At 38.0% G+C, this 17,451-nt stretch carries 18 protein-coding genes; 8 read left to right on the plus strand and 10 right to left on the minus strand.

Annotated features, from left to right (window positions below; genetic code table 11):
• Positions 1 to 98: 98 nt before the first annotated feature.
• From ABJQ32_12630 to ABJQ32_12655, 6 genes are all read right to left on the minus strand, one after another.
• On the minus strand, positions 99 to 1,148 hold the full coding sequence (locus tag ABJQ32_12630; GenBank protein MEP5290490.1) for an amidohydrolase family protein: 1,050 nt from the start codon (positions 1,146 to 1,148) through the stop codon (positions 99 to 101).
• 39 nt (positions 1,149 to 1,187) lie between these two features.
• Positions 1,188 to 1,475 carry a transcriptional regulator gene (locus ABJQ32_12635; GenBank protein ID MEP5290491.1) on the minus strand — a complete coding sequence of 96 codons (288 nt, stop codon included), beginning with the start codon at positions 1,473 to 1,475 and terminating at the stop codon, positions 1,188 to 1,190.
• A complete protein-coding gene (locus ABJQ32_12640) occupies positions 1,472 to 2,038 on the minus strand; it encodes a hypothetical protein (protein ID MEP5290492.1) in 567 nt (188 codons plus the stop codon). The genes ABJQ32_12635 and ABJQ32_12640 overlap by 4 nt, the downstream gene beginning before the upstream one ends.
• Before the next feature lie 103 nt (positions 2,039 to 2,141).
• Positions 2,142 to 4,703 carry an ATP-dependent Clp protease ATP-binding subunit gene (locus ABJQ32_12645; protein ID MEP5290493.1) on the minus strand — a complete coding sequence of 854 codons (2,562 nt, stop codon included), beginning with the start codon at positions 4,701 to 4,703 and terminating at the stop codon, positions 2,142 to 2,144.
• 144 nt (positions 4,704 to 4,847) lie between these two features.
• Positions 4,848 to 5,465 (minus strand): WbqC family protein, encoded by a 618-nt coding sequence (locus ABJQ32_12650; GenBank protein ID MEP5290494.1) that lies wholly within the window; start codon positions 5,463 to 5,465, stop codon positions 4,848 to 4,850.
• Positions 5,462 to 6,088 carry an L-threonylcarbamoyladenylate synthase gene (locus ABJQ32_12655; protein MEP5290495.1) on the minus strand — a complete coding sequence of 209 codons (627 nt, stop codon included), beginning with the start codon at positions 6,086 to 6,088 and terminating at the stop codon, positions 5,462 to 5,464. The genes ABJQ32_12650 and ABJQ32_12655 overlap by 4 nt, the downstream gene beginning before the upstream one ends.
• A 202-nt stretch (positions 6,089 to 6,290) precedes the next feature.
• On the opposite strand from ABJQ32_12655, the gene ABJQ32_12660 reads away from it, so the two are divergent.
• Positions 6,291 to 7,607: an inositol-3-phosphate synthase gene (locus ABJQ32_12660; GenBank protein MEP5290496.1), complete on the plus strand. Its 1,317-nt coding sequence runs from the start codon at positions 6,291 to 6,293 to the stop codon at positions 7,605 to 7,607.
• On the opposite strand, the gene ABJQ32_12665 is transcribed toward ABJQ32_12660, so the two are convergent.
• The gene (locus tag ABJQ32_12665; GenBank protein MEP5290497.1) at positions 7,608 to 8,342 is read right to left on the minus strand and encodes an NTP transferase domain-containing protein; all 735 of its coding nucleotides are present in this window, start codon (positions 8,340 to 8,342) and stop codon (positions 7,608 to 7,610) included.
• Between the two features lie 101 nt (positions 8,343 to 8,443).
• On the opposite strand from ABJQ32_12665, the gene ABJQ32_12670 reads away from it, so the two are divergent.
• The 7 genes from ABJQ32_12670 to ABJQ32_12700 are packed head-to-tail and all read left to right on the plus strand — an operon-like array spanning position 8,444 to position 14,500.
• Entirely contained in the window at positions 8,444 to 9,649 is a 1,206-nt protein-coding gene (locus ABJQ32_12670) for an aminotransferase class I/II-fold pyridoxal phosphate-dependent enzyme (GenBank protein MEP5290498.1), read from the plus strand.
• A 1-nt stretch (position 9,650) separates the two neighbouring features.
• Complete coding sequence (locus ABJQ32_12675) at positions 9,651 to 10,604, plus strand: NAD-dependent epimerase/dehydratase family protein (protein ID MEP5290499.1); 954 nt, start codon at positions 9,651 to 9,653, stop codon at positions 10,602 to 10,604.
• Positions 10,604 to 11,722 carry a hypothetical protein gene (locus ABJQ32_12680; GenBank protein MEP5290500.1) on the plus strand — a complete coding sequence of 373 codons (1,119 nt, stop codon included), beginning with the start codon at positions 10,604 to 10,606 and terminating at the stop codon, positions 11,720 to 11,722. The genes ABJQ32_12675 and ABJQ32_12680 overlap by 1 nt, the downstream gene beginning before the upstream one ends.
• Positions 11,723 to 11,745: 23 nt before the next feature.
• Positions 11,746 to 12,525 carry an SDR family oxidoreductase gene (locus tag ABJQ32_12685; GenBank protein MEP5290501.1) on the plus strand — a complete coding sequence of 260 codons (780 nt, stop codon included), beginning with the start codon at positions 11,746 to 11,748 and terminating at the stop codon, positions 12,523 to 12,525.
• Positions 12,522 to 12,965, plus strand: coding sequence for a 3-hydroxyacyl-ACP dehydratase FabZ family protein (locus ABJQ32_12690; GenBank protein ID MEP5290502.1), 444 nt, complete (start codon positions 12,522 to 12,524; stop codon positions 12,963 to 12,965). The genes ABJQ32_12685 and ABJQ32_12690 overlap by 4 nt, the downstream gene beginning before the upstream one ends.
• 3 nt (positions 12,966 to 12,968) lie before the next feature.
• Positions 12,969 to 14,255, plus strand: coding sequence for a beta-ketoacyl-[acyl-carrier-protein] synthase family protein (locus ABJQ32_12695; protein ID MEP5290503.1), 1,287 nt, complete (start codon positions 12,969 to 12,971; stop codon positions 14,253 to 14,255).
• Entirely contained in the window at positions 14,252 to 14,500 is a 249-nt protein-coding gene (locus ABJQ32_12700; GenBank protein MEP5290504.1) for a hypothetical protein, read from the plus strand. Before ABJQ32_12695 ends, ABJQ32_12700 begins: the two co-directional genes overlap by 4 nt.
• Here the strand turns inward: ABJQ32_12700 and ABJQ32_12705 are convergent, their stop codons facing one another.
• Genes ABJQ32_12705 through ABJQ32_12715 form a run of 3 tightly spaced genes read right to left on the minus strand, consistent with a single transcriptional unit; the run spans position 14,501 to position 17,423 of the window.
• A complete protein-coding gene (locus ABJQ32_12705) occupies positions 14,501 to 15,415 on the minus strand; it encodes a CDP-alcohol phosphatidyltransferase family protein (protein ID MEP5290505.1) in 915 nt (304 codons plus the stop codon). It abuts the gene before it with no gap.
• 2 nt (positions 15,416 to 15,417) lie between these two features.
• Entirely contained in the window at positions 15,418 to 16,350 is a 933-nt protein-coding gene (locus ABJQ32_12710) for a fatty acid desaturase (protein ID MEP5290506.1), read from the minus strand.
• A gap of 17 nt (positions 16,351 to 16,367) precedes the next feature.
• Positions 16,368 to 17,423 carry a phosphatidylserine/phosphatidylglycerophosphate/cardiolipin synthase family protein gene (locus tag ABJQ32_12715; protein ID MEP5290507.1) on the minus strand — a complete coding sequence of 352 codons (1,056 nt, stop codon included), beginning with the start codon at positions 17,421 to 17,423 and terminating at the stop codon, positions 16,368 to 16,370.
• Between the last annotated feature and the right edge of the window lie 28 nt (positions 17,424 to 17,451).

The raw sequence follows: 17,451 nt of genomic DNA on the forward strand, positions 1-17,451 counted from the left end.
ATTGATTTAGTTATTCTGTTATTTAATTTTCTTTCCGCCAGCCCACATTGAATGAATTTTTTTGGTATCTGAAATCATCTTTGTAGGATCTCCATCTATTAAATTAAAATTGGCATCAAGGCCTCTTTGATTATTCCAATGTCTTCAATGCCAAAGGTTTGACTTACATTGGAAGTGGCTGTTTTTAATGCTTCTACAGGGGTTAATCCTGCCTTTACAAAAAGGGCTAACTCGCTATGAATGCTACTACCATAATCGAGTCCAACGTTTGGCGGATCAGTTCCAGCTAAAAGCAAGATTCCAGCATTACTCAATCGCTTCACTTCTAAAAGAGTAGTTTCAAGCAATGAAAAACTAAGATCAATTCCCTCAGCTTCATAATATTTGATTACTCCTTGAATGACAGATAATGTTGGGATTATAAACAAGCCATTCTCAATGATGACATCCAATTCTTCCTCAGCAATAGGACCATCTTTCCATAAATGGGCGAATCCATCTATTCCTGTTTTTGCTAGCTCAACAGCGTGATTCTTCCTGGATATATGAGCTACCGTTTTATACCCATACTTTTTGGAAGCCTTTACTATACTTGTTACCTGCGTAGGTGTTAATGTTGGCTTACTCGGCTCATAGATGATCTTGATGTAATCCGACCCTCCTGTATATGCTTCATCCACGAACTGAGCAGGTGATCGAGCTTCACCAATAGTAGGAACCGGATATCCATATTGGGTACCATGACCATTCTCTACAGTAGCAGCAAATCCTGTGGAGTAGAATCGAGCATAACCTTCTTCTAACTTCAACGATTTTAGTTCATCAAGGTCCGCAGAAGTATTCATATCTAAGACCGCAAAAACTCCAAACTCCAGTGCATTTTTCAGGTGATAGGGAATCCAGGCATGCACATGACTATTGATAAGCCCTGGAATGATCGTTTTCTTGGCCCCATCTATCAGACTCATGTCCGAGGTATGCTTGATTCTTTTAGCAATTCGGTCAATTCTACCATCTATGATAGAGACATCTACTTTTTCGAAAACATGGTAACCATCAAATAACTTGACATCATTAATTAGATAGTTCTTTTGCGCTGTAGCATAATTACAAGCAACAAGATTTAATATTATTAATATTGTTTTCATGCAAACTAGTTTATTTTATAAACTTAAAATTCAAAAAAATTATTCTATGTATTTTTTTAAGCTATTCACGTAGTTTTCGAAAGCTTTAATTCCAACCTTGGTTATACTACAAGTGGTAACTGGCTTCTTCCCTCTAAATGATTTGACCACACTGATATAACCTGCACTAGAAAGCTTATCTAATTGCACGCTTAAGTTTCCTGCCGTAGCTCCGGTTTTCTCTTTGATAAAGACAAATTCTGCAGAGTCCACACCAATCAAGAGCGACATTGTGGCTAATCGCAATTGTGAATGAAGTAAAGGATCTAATTGTACAAAGTCACTCATTTTTCTGCCTTCCTAAGTAAATATCCAGGAACTAAATATCCTGCTAATATACCTATTGCACCTACCAGATATTGATCTATTGGATCCATATTAAAAGCAATAATACTTGCAACCCAAAGAGCTATTCCTCCCATCGTCAAGGGACTGAAACGCAGTGCCTGGCCGGATATGAATGTACCAATTCCAGCAAAAGTTAGAATAATCGCATTTGTATCATAATTTTCATTGGTTGTGAAAAAGAGAATAATTATCACTCCAATGAAGACAGAAAGCCAAATCTGGCTATACATACGATCTAAATGGCTTCTCACTGAACCTTCTCTCTTAGCACCATAAATCATTGAAGCAATTGCAGCCGGTATAGTTAATACCCAAACAATGTAAGGGTGTTCATACCAATCATATTTTGCTATGAGATAGTGTCCTAGATTAGCAAGCATTACTACCCAACCCCATAGAAGAAAATAAAAACTTCCTCCCTTGGCTACATTTCTCTTAGCTTGCCCAATCATATCGGTTATCAATGCTAAACTTTCATCTTGTGACAATTCTTTGTTACTCATAATTTTATAGGTTTTACTATAAATACGATACAATTATAAATAAGTTTATTTTATAAACCAAAATCACAAAAATATAACGACCATATTAGCCGCCATATTCAATTTAATCTTCTTTCTTATCTGAAGTCTTACTTGCTTTTTTCTTTTTAAGCTTGATCGTAAGCTCTTCTTTTTTACCATCCCAGTCTGCAACAAGTGTATCTCCTTCTTGAATTTCTCCTTTTAGAATTTCTTCAGCAACAGGATCCTCCAAGTGCTTCTGAATGGCTCTTGCGAGTGGTCTAGCCCCATACTGTGGATCATAGCCTTTGTCCGACAAGAACTCCTTAGCTTTCTTAGTTAAGTCTACTGAGTATCCTAGATCTGTAATACGTGAGAAAAGCTTCCCTAACGTGATGTCGATAATTTTGAAGATATCTTCTTTCTCTAGTGAGTTAAAAATGATTACATCATCCAATCGATTCAAAAACTCCGGGCTAAAAGTCTTCTTCAAAGCATTCTGAATGGTTGATTTCATGATTTCATCCATTGAATCTTTTCTACTTTGAGTAGCAAAACCGATTCCTGCTCCAAAATCCTTCAAATCTCTGACACCAATATTGGAAGTCATAATGATGATCGTATTTCGAAAATCTACTTTTCTTCCAAGACCGTCTGTAAGAACTCCGTCATCCAGTACCTGCAAGAGTATGTTAAATACATCTGGGTGAGCCTTCTCAATTTCATCCAAGAGCACGACGCTATAAGGCTTTCTTCTTACTTTCTCAGTAAGCTGCCCACCCTCTTCATAACCTACATATCCTGGGGGCGCTCCAACAAGTCTGGATACAGAGAATTTTTCCATGTACTCACTCATATCTATTCTTATGAGAGAATCGTCTTTATCGAAAAGAAAAGTGGAAAGAACCTTAGCCATCTCCGTCTTACCTACTCCAGTAGGACCCAGAAATACAAAAGATCCTATTGGTTTCTTCGGATCTTTTAGTCCAACTCTAGTTCGTTGAATCGCCTTAGACAACTTCTTGATCGCTTCACTTTGACCAATTACTCTTCCTTCCAAGTCCTTGCCCATCATTAAGAGTTTCGCACTCTCATTCTCTGCGATTCGCTTGGTAGGAATACCAGTCATCATAGCAATCACATCAGCTACATTATCCTCACTTACCTCGTATCGCTTCGTTTTAGTCTCCTCTTCCCATCTAGTTTTTTCATCATCAAGTTGAGCAATAAGTTTTTTCTCTTTATCTCTCAGCTGAGCAGCTTCCTCATACTTTTGACTCTTAACAACCTTGTTCTTTTCTTTCTTCACATCTTCAATCTGATCCTCAAGCTCAGTTATAATCTTAGGCACATTGATATTATTGATATGAACTCTGGCCCCAGCTTCATCCATCACGTCTATTGCCTTATCTGGAAGAAACCGATCAGAAATGTATCTATCCGAGAGGACAACACAAGCTTTAAGAGCTTCTGGAGAATAATTCACGTGATGATGACTCTCATATTTATCTTTGATATTCTCTAGAATCTGATGCGTCTCTTCTGGAGAAGTAGCATCTACCATCACCATCTGAAATCTTCTCGCTAGAGCGCCATCTTTCTCAATATATTGTCGATACTCGTCTAACGTTGTTGCTCCAATACATTGAATTTCTCCACGAGCCAATGCCGGCTTAAACATGTTACTGGCATCTAGTGACCCTGATGCTCCACCAGCCCCCACGATGGTGTGGAGTTCATCTATAAATAAGATTACTTCAGGAGATTTTTCAATCTCATTCATGACAGCTTTCATTCGCTCCTCAAACTGTCCACGATATTTGGTTCCAGCAACCAAAGAAGCTAAATCGAGGGTTACAACCCTTTTTCCAAACAGGATTCTAGAAACTTTTTTCTGAACTATTCTTAGAGCTAACCCCTCCGCAATGGCTGTTTTACCTACACCAGGCTCCCCAATAAGTATTGGGTTATTCTTTTTTCTTCGACTCAATATCTGAGCCACCCGCTCTATTTCTTTTTCTCGCCCAATGATTGGATCAAGTTTATCCTCTTCAGCTAATTTTGTCAGGTCTCTACCAAAATTATCCAGCACTGGTGTTCTTGACTTCTCTGCGCCTTTTTCCTTGCCTGTTGAAGATCTTCCTCCCCCTCTCGGTGAACTTGAGTAAAGCTCATCTCCATCATCGTTTGGATCATCTGTATCAGCAGATGCCATTGGATTTTCTGTCTGATATTCCAGCATCTCCTTTACTAAATCGTAGTTAACTTCAAATTTTTCCAGTATTTGAGTTGCTAGATTATCTTCATCTCGTAAGATTGATAGCAGCAAATGCTCAGTGCCAATCAATGCACTTTTAAAAATTTTGGCCTCCAAATACGTAATCTTCAATACTTTTTCAGACTGTCTTGTAAGTGGAATATTAGCTAAGTTTTTTACGTTACTTGTTGCTGTCCCTTTAGTTGCTTGTTCGATTGCAGACCTAAGTTCCTTCATGGATAGCCCTAGCTTCTTCATGACGCTTACTGCTACCCCTTCGCCTTCTCTGATCATACCCAGTAAAAGGTGTTCTGTGCCAATGTAGTCATGCCCCAATCGCAGAGCTTCTTCTCTACTCAATGAGATAACTTCTTTGACTCTATTTGAAAATTTCGCCTCTTTTGACATGCGTTTTGTCTTTCGCTTTTTAGTAAAAATATAGGATATACGAAGAAATATCCTTTAATGTAAGTGAAAAAACATGAGCAGTTTAAGATTTGTTCATTATCTAAAAACTAAATCGGTAATGAATTTAATCTCCAATTTTTTTGATCACTTTCTTCTAGCGGAGTTCTTCAAAATTTGTGCCGCGTTTGGGCCTTCGCACATGATCAAATCGGTAATACTCAGATTTGGAACAAATGTATTACCAAAAAGTTGTCTGTAGGTAATTGAATCATAGATTTTTCGATCAGAGAAAGGTTTCTTGGGATTTATGGTATCTCTGAAGTCAAGATCATGAGAATCTTCATAGTTAGCTGTCAATTTGACATCTACTTTGATTTGTAAGAGTTTGATTGACATTTGAAGAAATTCAAAACTAAGATCTACCAAATAGTCGAAATTCTTCTCCCAAATCTTCCGAAACTCCTCTGAAAAGTATTCGAAAAAAGGAGCTTTGCCGTAAGCTGAATAGAAAGCACCCCAATGATCTTTAACCCATCTCTGTGAGTAATCAATCTTTACTTCTTTTGTCGGCATACCATTTGAATAACTTACAGGAACAATTACAGGCTGCACTTTATTTGACGTGAGAAAGTAAGATCTATTTCGATAAGTCTGCTTAGGGAATGAATCTTGAACTTCAAGCGTAACCTGATCATACTGATTCAAGAGGGTAAAATATTCGATATTACCTAAGTAGTGTGGCTCGATGACTAATATACTCATGAAATCAAATTAACATCACCTATTCCCTTTCGAATAATTTTTGGTTCGCTCCCAGTGCAATCTATAACTGTACTCGGGTGCACCTGACCAAATCCACCATCAATAACGACATCAACCAAATTTCGAAATTGATCATATATTAGCTCAGGATCTGTAGCATGATCATGTATTTCGTCATCATGAATGGATGTAGTAATAATGGGATTCCCTAATTCTTTCACAATCTCTCTTGGAATATTATTGTCAGGAACTCTAATACCTACGGTTTTCTTTTTCACGTTTAGAATTTTAGGAACCTTAGAGGAAGATTCCAAAATAAAGGTGAATGCACCAGGTAGAGTTTTTTTCATCAATTTAAATGTGGGGGTATCCAAATGCTTTGTGTATTCAGAGATATGACTTAGGTCATAGCAAATGAATGAAAGATTGAGATGCTTGTTCTTAATCCCTTTGATCTGTCTAATCCGCTCAATAGCTTTCTGATTAAAAATATCACAACCCAAACCATAAACCGTATCCGTGGGATAAATAATCACACCGCCATTCTTCAGAATTCTAGTGATCTCTTCGATTTTTCTTCTTTCTGGATTTTCCTTGTAAAGCTTGATAAATTCTGCTGTCATTGAAAAAATCTATTCGCCAATCTTCAATTAAGACTCTAAATTGGACAAAACAGTCCGTTTCGAAATCAAATTACTAAATTGTTAAGCTTATCCGGACTGGTTTAATTTATTTTGCGGAAAATTTTAATGTCTTTTTTGGGTAATTGTATCAATTACTATGACTTTAAACTTTACTTATCAGATATAATAAGAACAAACTGCAATGTCAGAAAATACAACTATCCAAAAGCCAAATGGCAAACTAGGAATTCTAACTCCGGGAATGGGAGCTGTTTCTACCACATTCATGGCGGGTGTGTTAAGCATAAGAAAAGGGCTTTCTGATCCTATTGGATCGCTTACTCAAATGGGAACAATTCGCCTAGGTAAACGAACTGAAAATAGAAATCCGCTGATTAAGGATTTTATTCCATTGGCATCATTGGATGATATAGCATTAGGCGGATGGGATCTTTTTGAAGATAACGCGTACGAAGCAGCTATGCATGCAAAGGTTCTTGACAAAGATCTTTTAAATGATTTGAAAGATGAGCTCGAGCAAATAAAGCCTATGAAGGCCGTGTTTGATAAAAATTACGTGAAGCGACTTGAAGGCAGTCATGTGAAAACTGGGGCCAATAAGATGGAACTGGCTGAAGCTGTCATGGAAGATATCCGTCAGTTCAAGAAAGAAAATAATTGTGAACGCATTGTTATGGTATGGTGCGGTTCCACAGAAATATACATTGAAGAGGGAGAGGTGCATTCATCTATTGAAAAGTTAGAAGAAGGCCTAAGAAATAATCATCCTGACATTGCGCCAAGTATGATTTATGCGTATGCTGCAGTTAAGATGGGAATTCCTTATGCGAATGGGGCTCCAAACTTGTCTTGTGATGTAGATGCCATGGTAGAACTAGCCAAGCAAACAGGTGCTCCAATAGCGGGTAAAGACTTCAAAACTGGTCAAACACTCATGAAGACCATTCTTGCTCCTGGTCTTAAAGCCAGATCTCTTGGCATAGATGGATGGTTTTCAACAAATATTCTTGGAAATAGAGACGGAGAAGTACTTGATGACCCTGATAATTTTAAAACCAAAGAGGTTTCCAAACTAGGTGTTCTAGAAGAAGTTCTAGAACCAGAATTGCATCCAAAACTTTATGGTAATTTATATCATAAAGTAAGAATCAACTACTATCCTCCTAGAGGAGACGACAAAGAGGGATGGGACAATATTGACATTAAAGGATGGCTAGGATACAAAATGCAAATTAAGGTTGACTTTCTATGTAAAGACTCCATTCTAGCAGCCCCATTGGTTCTGGATTTAGCGCTCTTTCTTGATCTTGCGAGTCGTGCAAACATGAAGGGGGGAATTCAAGAATGGCTATCGTTCTATTTGAAATCTCCTCAGGCATTGAAAGGCTTAAAACCGCAGCATGACATTTTTGTTCAGTTGATGAAACTCAAGAATACATTGAGACATCTTGCTGGTGAAGATTTGATTACGAATCTAGGACTTGATTATTACGATTGATCATAGTTTAGATTGATTCATTAAATCGATGGTACTTTGAAGGTCATCTGGATTGTCAACATCATTCCAGGTGAACCCTTCTACCAAGACTGACTTTGCCTGCCTTTCACTCATAAGTTTAGAGACCGACTCTGAAATTGTGTACTCCTCCTTATCAAAAGATTTGTGGAACACATCAAACACGTTAGCTTTTAATCTAAATAGTCCCGTATCATATCTGTTATATATAGGGATCGTCTTCCCAATTGATTCGATAAAATCCTGATCGTCGACCTGAACTTTTGTGACATCATCAATATCTATATGCTGATTGGTCTCTCCAGGCATATCAACAGCTAACTGCAAGGTAGTCTCAAGTTTTGACGACTTTCTGATGAATTCGCCAACGAATTCGGGATCGAAAATATGATCCCCCATAGTCAGAAAAAAGTCAGTCATGCCATTGTTCTCAACCCATTCCTTGGAACGAAAAACAGAAAATCCATTTTCTAAATCAAACCTCTCGTTATGAAGTATAGTTATATCTGCATCATGAGAGTTTTTCAATTCGGGTAGAGCAGCTTCTAACTTCTCAGCACCATAGCCGCTGATGATACAGAACTTTTCCACTCCATACTTTTTAAAAATCCTTATGTGGCGTGCCATCAAAGTTTCACCATTTAAAGTGACGAGACTTTTTGGAATGCCGGTATCTAATCGGGTATTTTTACCTGCAGCAAGTATTACGAGATTCAAAATGATTGATTTTCTGTTAAATGTGTCAAAATTGACAAAGGATTCGATTCAAATCTCAATGTTACGAAAATGTTTCCAAGTGATATAACTAAATTTGCGGAATGGGGAATTTTTTGAGAGAACGTTTTTCGAGTTTCAAGCTCGCGGAAGATGCAAAAAAGAATGGATATTATGCATTTTTCCGTACGTTCCAGTCTAAACAAGAAACTGAGGTAAAGGTCAATGGAAAGGATGTTTTGATGTTCGGCTCTAATAGTTATTTGGGGCTTACGACTCATCCAAAGGTGATTGAGGCCGCAGAAAACGCAGTTCGGAAATATGGTTCTAGCTGTTCAGGTTCAAGATTTTTGAATGGAACTACTGATATGCATGAAGAACTGGAAAGTAATCTTGCAAAATTCCTTAATAAAGAAGAAGCTCTTGTTTTTAGTACTGGATTCCAAGTCAATCTTGGAGTACTGCCCACCATTGCAAAACAAGGCGATGCTCTTTTGTTGGACAGATTAAATCATGCTTCTTTATATGAAGGAGCTAAATTAAGTGATGCTTCTACGGTTGTGTTTAGGCACAATGACATGGCAGCTCTTGAAAAAAAATTATCTCAACTTCAGGATGCAAACCACCGGATAATCGCTGTTGATGGTATCTTCAGCATGGAAGGTAACATCGCCAAGCTTCCAGAAATTGTAGAACTCTCAAAAAAATACAATGCATCTGTGATGAGTGATTGTGCTCATGCAATCGGAGTTCTTGGAGATCATGGACGAGGAACACCCGATCACTTTGGACTGACAGATGAAATAGAATTGATTGGAGGAACATTTAGTAAATCTCTTGCCTCTCTGGGTGGATTTATAGCTGGGGATAAAGAAACTATACAATACATTAGACATGTAGCCCGTTCGCTCATCTTTAGTGCAAGTATGACTCCCGCATCTACTGCTGCTACAATAGTTGCTTTAGAAATAATGCAATCAGATGACTCAAGAAGATTGAAGTTATGGGAGAATACAAATTACTCTCTTAAAAGATTAAAAGAACTAGGTTTTGACACTGGACATGCAGAGACTCCAATTATCCCTATCTACATTCGAGATAATGAGAAAGCATACAAAATGACTATGCGTTTGTTTGAAGAAGGGGTATTTGTAAATCCAGTCGTGGCACCTGCAGTGGCACCTACAGACACATTGATTCGATTTTCATTGATGGCAACTCACACTATTGAGCAAATCGATATTGCTATAGACAAAATTCTTAAGGTGGCAAATGAATTGGATGTGAAACGTCAAATCGAAGTAGCTTAAGTTGAGAGTTGCAATTACTGGAGCCAATGGTTTTCTAGGATCTTATTTAGTAAAAGAGTGCCTCCGCCAAAAAATGGAGGTTCATGCTTTTATACGACCTCAGGCAAACACTTCTCTTCTTCCAGGTAATCCCAACCTAACTCTTCATTATGTCAATTACAGAGATGTACTAGTTGATCAATTTGTAAAGATCAAAAACGAAGTTGGAGATCTTGATTTCTTCATTCACAATGCTGGGATGACCGTAAGTCTCAAAAACGAAGAATATTATCAGGTTAACGTTGGCATTACTACATCCATAACAGAATCGTTGGTAAGTTCACAACTTCTAAAGGTAGCCGGTCGTTTCGTGTATACCTCATCATATGCCGCACAAGGTCCTGCCAGCATCAATCAGCCAGTATCTCATTACGGAAGAAGTAAGCTCCAAGCAGAGAAAGTTATTCAGGAAAAAATGACTGATTATCTCTTGGTTCGACCAACAGCAATTTACGGAGCAGGAGATGAGGCTTTTTTACCTCTTTTTAAGGGTGCTAAAATGGGTATTTATCCTGTTACGGATAGTCAGCAGAGAATGAGCATGATTCATGCTAATGATTTGTCGAGAATGATAATTCAAGACATGCAGACTTCTCCTGGCATTCTTCACTACAATGACGGGAACACGTATTCTCATCAAGATTTCATAGACACTTTCCAAGAGCTTTTTGATAAAAAGATTCGAAAATTCCCACTCCCAAAATGGTTAGCTAAGTTCTCAATGGGTTCCTCTGATGTTTGGCACAAGATCACCAATAAACGTCCTGGAATTACCCTTGAGAAATTTGATGAAATCTCTCAACATTGGGATCTTCACACCACAGATTTAAGACATTCAACTGTCGAAGCTCAAGTTTCGTTAAAAGAAGGGTTTGAAGATGCGCTAAAGTATTATCAGGAAAATAACCTAATCTAATGTCACTTGAAGTAAAGGAAGTAAATACCAAAAAAGAACTTAAGCGATTCATAAAATTCCCTTTTAAGCTCTATAAAAGTAATCCTAGTTATGTGACCCCACTGATGGATTTCGAAATGAGTACCCTTCTAAAAGAAAAAAATCCTGCATTCGATCATGCTGAAGCTAAATATTGGTTAGCTGAAAAGGACGGAGAAGTTGTTGGTAGAATTGCCGCTATTGTCTTAGAAGTAGAGTTAAAAGAAAAGTCATTAGTTCGATTTGGATGGATCGACTTCATAGATGATAAAGAGGTTTCTAACTTACTCTTGGAAACAGCTAAAAAATGGGGTGAATCAAAAGGAGCTAAAGCTATCCACGGACCTATGGGCTTTACTGATCTCGACTTTGAAGGTGCCTTGATTCAAGGATTTGATCAAATCGCTACCCAAGCCACCATCTACAATCATCCATACTACATAGATCATTTCCGAGATTGGAACATGGAAATCGCAGCTACTTGGGTAGAATTAAGAGGAAAAGCACCTGAAAAGAATCCTGAAAAAGTGAATCGAGCGGTTCGTATAATTAAGGAACGATTCAAGGTGAAAGTAAAAGAATTTAAGAACACTAAGGAAATCTTAAAATACGCCCCTGGAGTTTTTGAAGTCTTGAATGAAGCATACAAAGATTTGTATGGATATATCCCTTTGACACAGAAACAAATTGATTATTACGTTGAACAATATTTCGGTTTTATTCGCAAAGAGTTTGTCTGTATCATAGTCAATGAATCAGATGATGTCGTGGGCTTTGCTTTGACACTACCTTCATTATCAAAAGCATTCCAGAAAGCAAAAGGATCCTTATACCCATTTGGCTTTATACATGTTTTAAAATCATTTTATTACAACGATACTGCTGACTTGTTCCTCATTGGAGTGAAACCTGAATATCAAAAACTAGGAATACACGCTCTTATTTTTGATTATCTTCAAAAAGTCTATGAAAAGAGAGGAATCAAGTATATGGCTTCAGGACCAATGCTTGAAAGTAACAACAACGTTCTAAACACTTGGAGTGAGTTTGAAATAGACATTGGAAAAATAAAGCGTAGTTGCTTCATCAAACATTTCTAGGGTTTGTTTTGTAGTTTCACCACATGGAATTGAAAGGCAAACATGCATTGATCATAGGTGGCTCTAGCGGTATCGGATTCGCTACTGTGAAAAAGCTAGCCGCACATGGCTGCAACATTACCATCATCCATAGGGATAGAAAACAAGGTGTGATGGCTCTCGAAGAGGCATGTTCCAATTTAAGCTCAGAATTTAAAATTTCCGTTTCCAGTTTCAACATAGATGCTACCAATCCCGAAAAGATTCAAGAATGTATACTTTCTATAAAAGAATTAGCTGTTGATAAATTCGACACAGTTCTTCATGCAGTATCCAGAGGAAATCTCAAACCATTTATTTCGGACGGACCAAAACTTTCTTCTCAGGATTTAGCACTTACGATCGAAGCTATGGGAACTAATCTGAAGTATTGGATAGATGCTCTTCTAGAACAAGAATTAATTTCAGAAGGAAGTAAAATCCTTACTCTAACATCGGAAGGAAATGATAAATTCTGGGAAGGTTATGGGGCAGTAGCTCTTGCTAAATCCGCCCTTGAAACCCTTTCTAAATATTTGGCAGTAGAATTAGCACCAAAAGGAATAAGCGTCAATATCATTCAGGCGGGTGTTACGGACACTCCCTCTTTAAGGTTAATTCCAGGGTCTGGTGAACTAATCGAGGAAACAAAGAAGAGGAATCCGTACGGAAGACTAACCACTCCTGAGGATGTCGCAAACACTATTTTCCTCCTTTCTCAGCCAGAAGCACGTTGGATAAATGGCGCACTCTTACACGTTGATGGAGGTGAACATTTGATATGAGTACATTCGAAAAGATACTAGGCCTTCTTCCTTACAAACACCCTTTTTTGTTTGTAGATGAAATTCTATCTCTTGATGATGAAAGTGCCGTAGGATCATATACTATCAAACAAGATGAATTCTTTCTAGAAGGCCATTTTCCAGGTAACCCTGTTGTACCGGGAGTCATTTTAACTGAAATAATGTGTCAAATTGGTCTAGTCACTTTAGCTCTTCATCTTATGAAAGTTGATGGAGAGGCTAAAATCTTACCTGCCTTCACAAGCGCTAATGTTGACTTCCTTTCAAAAGTGGTCCCCACGGATAAACTAATCGTTGAATCAAAAAAAGTCTATTTTCGCTTCGGCAAGCTAAAATGTACTGTTACCTGTAAAAAAACTGATGGCACAGTGGTAGCAAAAGGCGAGCTTGCAGGTATGGTTGTGAAATCAGAAGCGTAAATTTTGGAAAAACATCGAGTCGTAATAACAGGATTAGGAGTAGTAGCTGCTAACGCTATTGGCGTTGAAGACTTTGAAAAAGCACTGCGAGAAGGAAAATCAGGCATTAAACACTGGCCGGAATTAGATAAAATAAATCTAAGGTGTCAAATTGGAGGTGCTCCAGATTTAGATTCGGTAACGTTAGGTGATCACTTACCTCGATTACTCGCTGAAAAGATTACAAATAAAGGTATTTTGTATGCGATGCTTTCAGGTGTTGAAGCATGGAAAGATGCTGGATTAGAGTTTAATACAGAGGAGAGAGACTTTAACTCAGGAATGATTTTCGGAGCAGGTGATCTTAGTTTTGATAGCTTTATCAATCGAGAATTCCCGGCATATCCCATTGACAATGGCGAAAGCAGACGACTTGGGTCTCGAACAATTTCAGAATGCATGAATAGCGGTGCTGCTGCATATTTAAACTCAATTCTAGGCGTTGGAAATCGTGTCCAATCAAACTCATCTGCCTGCATCACCGGATCGGAAGCCGTACTCATGGGATACGAATATTTATCTCAAGGAAGAGCAGAGAGGATGATTTGCGGAAGTACAGAAGGAGATGGCCGATACATCTGGGCTGCTTTTGATGCCATGCGGGTATTATGTTCTGATTCTAATGACAACCCGGAATTTGGATCTAGATCAATGAGCGATTCATCGTCAGGATTTGTTCCGTCTGGTGGATCTGGCGCCCTTGTATTAGAAACATTGGAAAGTGCAAAAGCAAGAGGTGCTAAAATTTACGGGGAAGTCTTAGGAGGTCATGTGAACTCAGGCGGTCAGCGAAGTGGAGGAACCATGACCGCAGCAAATCCAGAGGGAGTGGTTGATTGTATTACACGAGCTCTCAAGAGTGCTAATGTATCTCCCGATGAAATTGACCTAATCAATGGTCATCTTACTTCTACAAAAGGAGATCCAGCTGAAATAAGAAATTGGGTAAAGGCCCTTGGTAGATCAGGGAAAGATTTTCCCATGATTAATACGCCAAAATCAATGATTGGTCATGCAGTAGCTGGCGCTGGTTCTGTAGAATTAGTTGCAAGCGTCTTGCAGCTAAATAAAGACTTTGTTCATGCCAATTTGAATGTCGATAATATTCATCCAGAAATTTTATCAGAAATTTTTGGGGGTTGTATTCCTACGAGTTGCCAAAGCAAGGAAGTAAACACTGTTATTAAAGCTAATTTTGGTTTTGGTGACTTAAATTGCGCCCTCGTTTTAAGGAAATACAAAGAAAGATGACAAGAGAAACTGTAAAAATTGACCTGATTAATATCATTAAGCCATATTTACCAGAAGAAGTGATGGATAGAGAGGTGTCTGAGGATAACCACTTGATTAATGATTTGATGATAAATTCTGCACATATTGTAGATATTGTACTTGATATTGAAGATAAATTTGATATTATGATTGATGATGATGTAATCGGTGAAATGAACACTGTTCAAGATTCAATCAACGTAGTTTTACAAAAAACTGCCTAATCAATTGGTCAATTCCTTAAGCAATTTTTGATCGTACTTCCTCTGCGTTCGGATCAGAGGTAAGTACCCTATTGTCCAAATAAGACTAAGCGCCAAGAATAAATCGAAGCGACCAAAAATTGCAAATAGTATAGCTGTATTTCGGTGCGTATTACTACCTCCGAGCCAAGCCCACCAGAATAACAATTCAAAATTCAACTTACTGTAAAGTGAGTCAAATGATTTAGAGTTAGAAGATGCTAATTCACGCATCATTTTTCTTACTTCAACTGTACGCGAAGTAAATCGTATTTGCTTTCCAGTATAATCCCTATTGATCCCATCAATTATCTTATGGTACCACTTATGTCCAGTAGGCTTTATTTCATCCACTGTAAGTGGAATATACCCCGATTGTGACTTCCCGACGAGCAATAAATATTCGGATTTGTAAAATTCATACAGTGCTGCCTTATAGCTGTGTGCATATCCTGTAGCAGCCGTTAAAACAAAAATCCACCAGCCATACTCCGGCACAAAGTAAAGTGAGCCTCCAACGTAGCAAGCAATAAATACCAAGTTGTCAATTAGCCCGTCAATGACCCTACCCATATCAGAGGATTGACCCGTCATCCTCGCAAGTTGACCATCCGCACTATCCAAAACACCTGCCCAAACGACTAAGGAACCTCCCAAAATCATTATTCCCAAGCGATCTTGATAGTAGAATAAGCTTCCACCAACTACTCCAATAACTAAACTAATTAAAGAAACATGTGTTGGTGTGAGTTGCAGCCATTTGCCAACTTTAGCGAAATACAATCCATAAAAACGGCTGAAATAGATATCAAAGCGCTCTTCTATATCGATGAGTTTGATCGTAGAAAGTACTTCGCCCAGATGTTTTCGGTACCTTCTTTTGAAATATCCGGGCATTTTTACTTGTTGCGCTTAACTCGTGAGAATAATGAAATCTTGTTGTCAAAAAGAAACTGCCAGATCACTTTAGAATAACTCTTATGTGCATAGAGGTCATCATAATGCTCTCCTGCTATTTTCTTTAATTCAGGAAGCTTGGAACCAGGTATTGTGGGGAAATCATGATGTTCGTTATGGTAGCCTACATTCCAGATAAGTTTATTCCACCATCCATAATATGAATAGGTTTCTTGACCTTCTTTATAAACAAAATGTTCAGCAACGAAGTGCCCTGATATCGGATGCAACCCAGTAGCTAATGCTGTAGATAAACCTAGATATAAAAGCCCCGACCACCCCGCTAAAAAGTAAAATCCTATCATTGCAGAGATTTGAATCAATGCATTAAAAATTTGCCATTTGTCTGGCACCAATGGATGCACAAAAATTGGACGCACTGCATACACTGGAATTTGAATGATCAACCAAATGAATTTCCCAATAGGTCCCCTAAAAAATCGAGCCTCCCAACTAACAGCAAGATCTGTATCTACTCCTTCCTTACCTTGATGCCAATGATGTTTAGCATGATAGGCTTTGAAAGCCATTGCAAATGGAACTACAAGTGGAAGATTCACCACGATAGCTAGCCAATTATTTAGAACTTTCTTCTTAAAGGCAAGATCATGTGTGATCTCATGAACAGCTAGTACTACGATATGTGTAAGCGTTGTACCTACAAGTATTACGACTAATGCAAACAACCACGGATTATCCGGCAAGAAAAATATCGGAATGCTTAGCTGTAATGCCGACACAAAAAGTGTTTTGAATATCAATGAAGGATCATTCCCGAATAGTTTCTTTACTTCCGGATGAGCTTCCATGATCACCTTTCTTCTTTGAAAATGAGGCTCTTTTTCTTCGCTCCAGGTAAAATCTTGTTGCTTCATATCTAATGCAAATTTAACTAATGGGGCCGTAAAATTGTTCTTGATGCAAATCCACCAACCTTATTCAGAAGATTCATAATCACAGAGGCTTTTCTAGTTTGAAAAGTTGAGAATTTCTCTTCTCCCGACATTTCTCTAACTTCTTTCATCACTTGCACTTTAAAGTCCTTAATTAAGTGATCCTCCTCTGAAACAAAAACTACTTCCTGTTCAAAATAATAGCTCACTAAGTCATAATTACTACTCCCAAAAATTAATTTTTTATCATCCACCAAAATCGCCTTCATATGCGACATCCCCGGATACTCCTTTAACTGAAAATATCCCTTCTGCTGTTCTGATAGGATGATATTTTTAAAAATTGATTTATTGTTTTCTTGCGGAGATACTATTGTAACCTCTACTCCCTTGGCAGCTACCATTCTCAATACCCCTAAAAGTGGCTCTGAAATATAGGGAGATATGATTTGAACAGATTTCTCAGCAGATTTTATATTTTGAAAAAAATCTTCATATAAGGTCTTACTCTTTGAACCATTAAAAAGAAATAAAATTCCTTCATCAGTCGAAACTGTAGCAGATTGGTTGGTATTACTCCAAGTGGCGTCAAAATCTTCAACAAGACTTCTACCTAGCTTTTCATCATGTAGCTCTACCATCATATCATGCCACTCAAAATTGTGATCACTGAAATTAATACCTCCTAAAAAGCTTATCTGACCATCCGCAATCACCATTTTTTTGTGATTGCGCAAAGGGTATCTCTGCCCTAAGAATCCTACTGGATTAGTAAATTTAACATCAATCCCGGCTAATTCTGCTTCCTCTAGAAGCTTAGAAGTCTCTCTAACTTCATTTCGAAACTCTGAATCATTTAGGTACTTCAGTGATTTCACGAAATGATCATTGATGACTACTTTGGAGTAGCTATCTATCAGCAAGCGTTTGTCTTTAGCTGGACTAGCTTTCATAATATCTATGAGCCATCTTCCAGCATCATCGCCTTCAAAGGTCATTGCTTGGGCTAAGAGAGATTCTTTCGCCTCTCTTGCAATTTCCCCCAGCCTTTCCATAAAAATTTTGGAGCCTAATAAAATTTTA

This window comes from Marinobacter alexandrii, from assembly GCA_039984955.1.
GTDB lineage: Bacteria > Bacteroidota > Bacteroidia > Cytophagales > Cyclobacteriaceae > Ekhidna.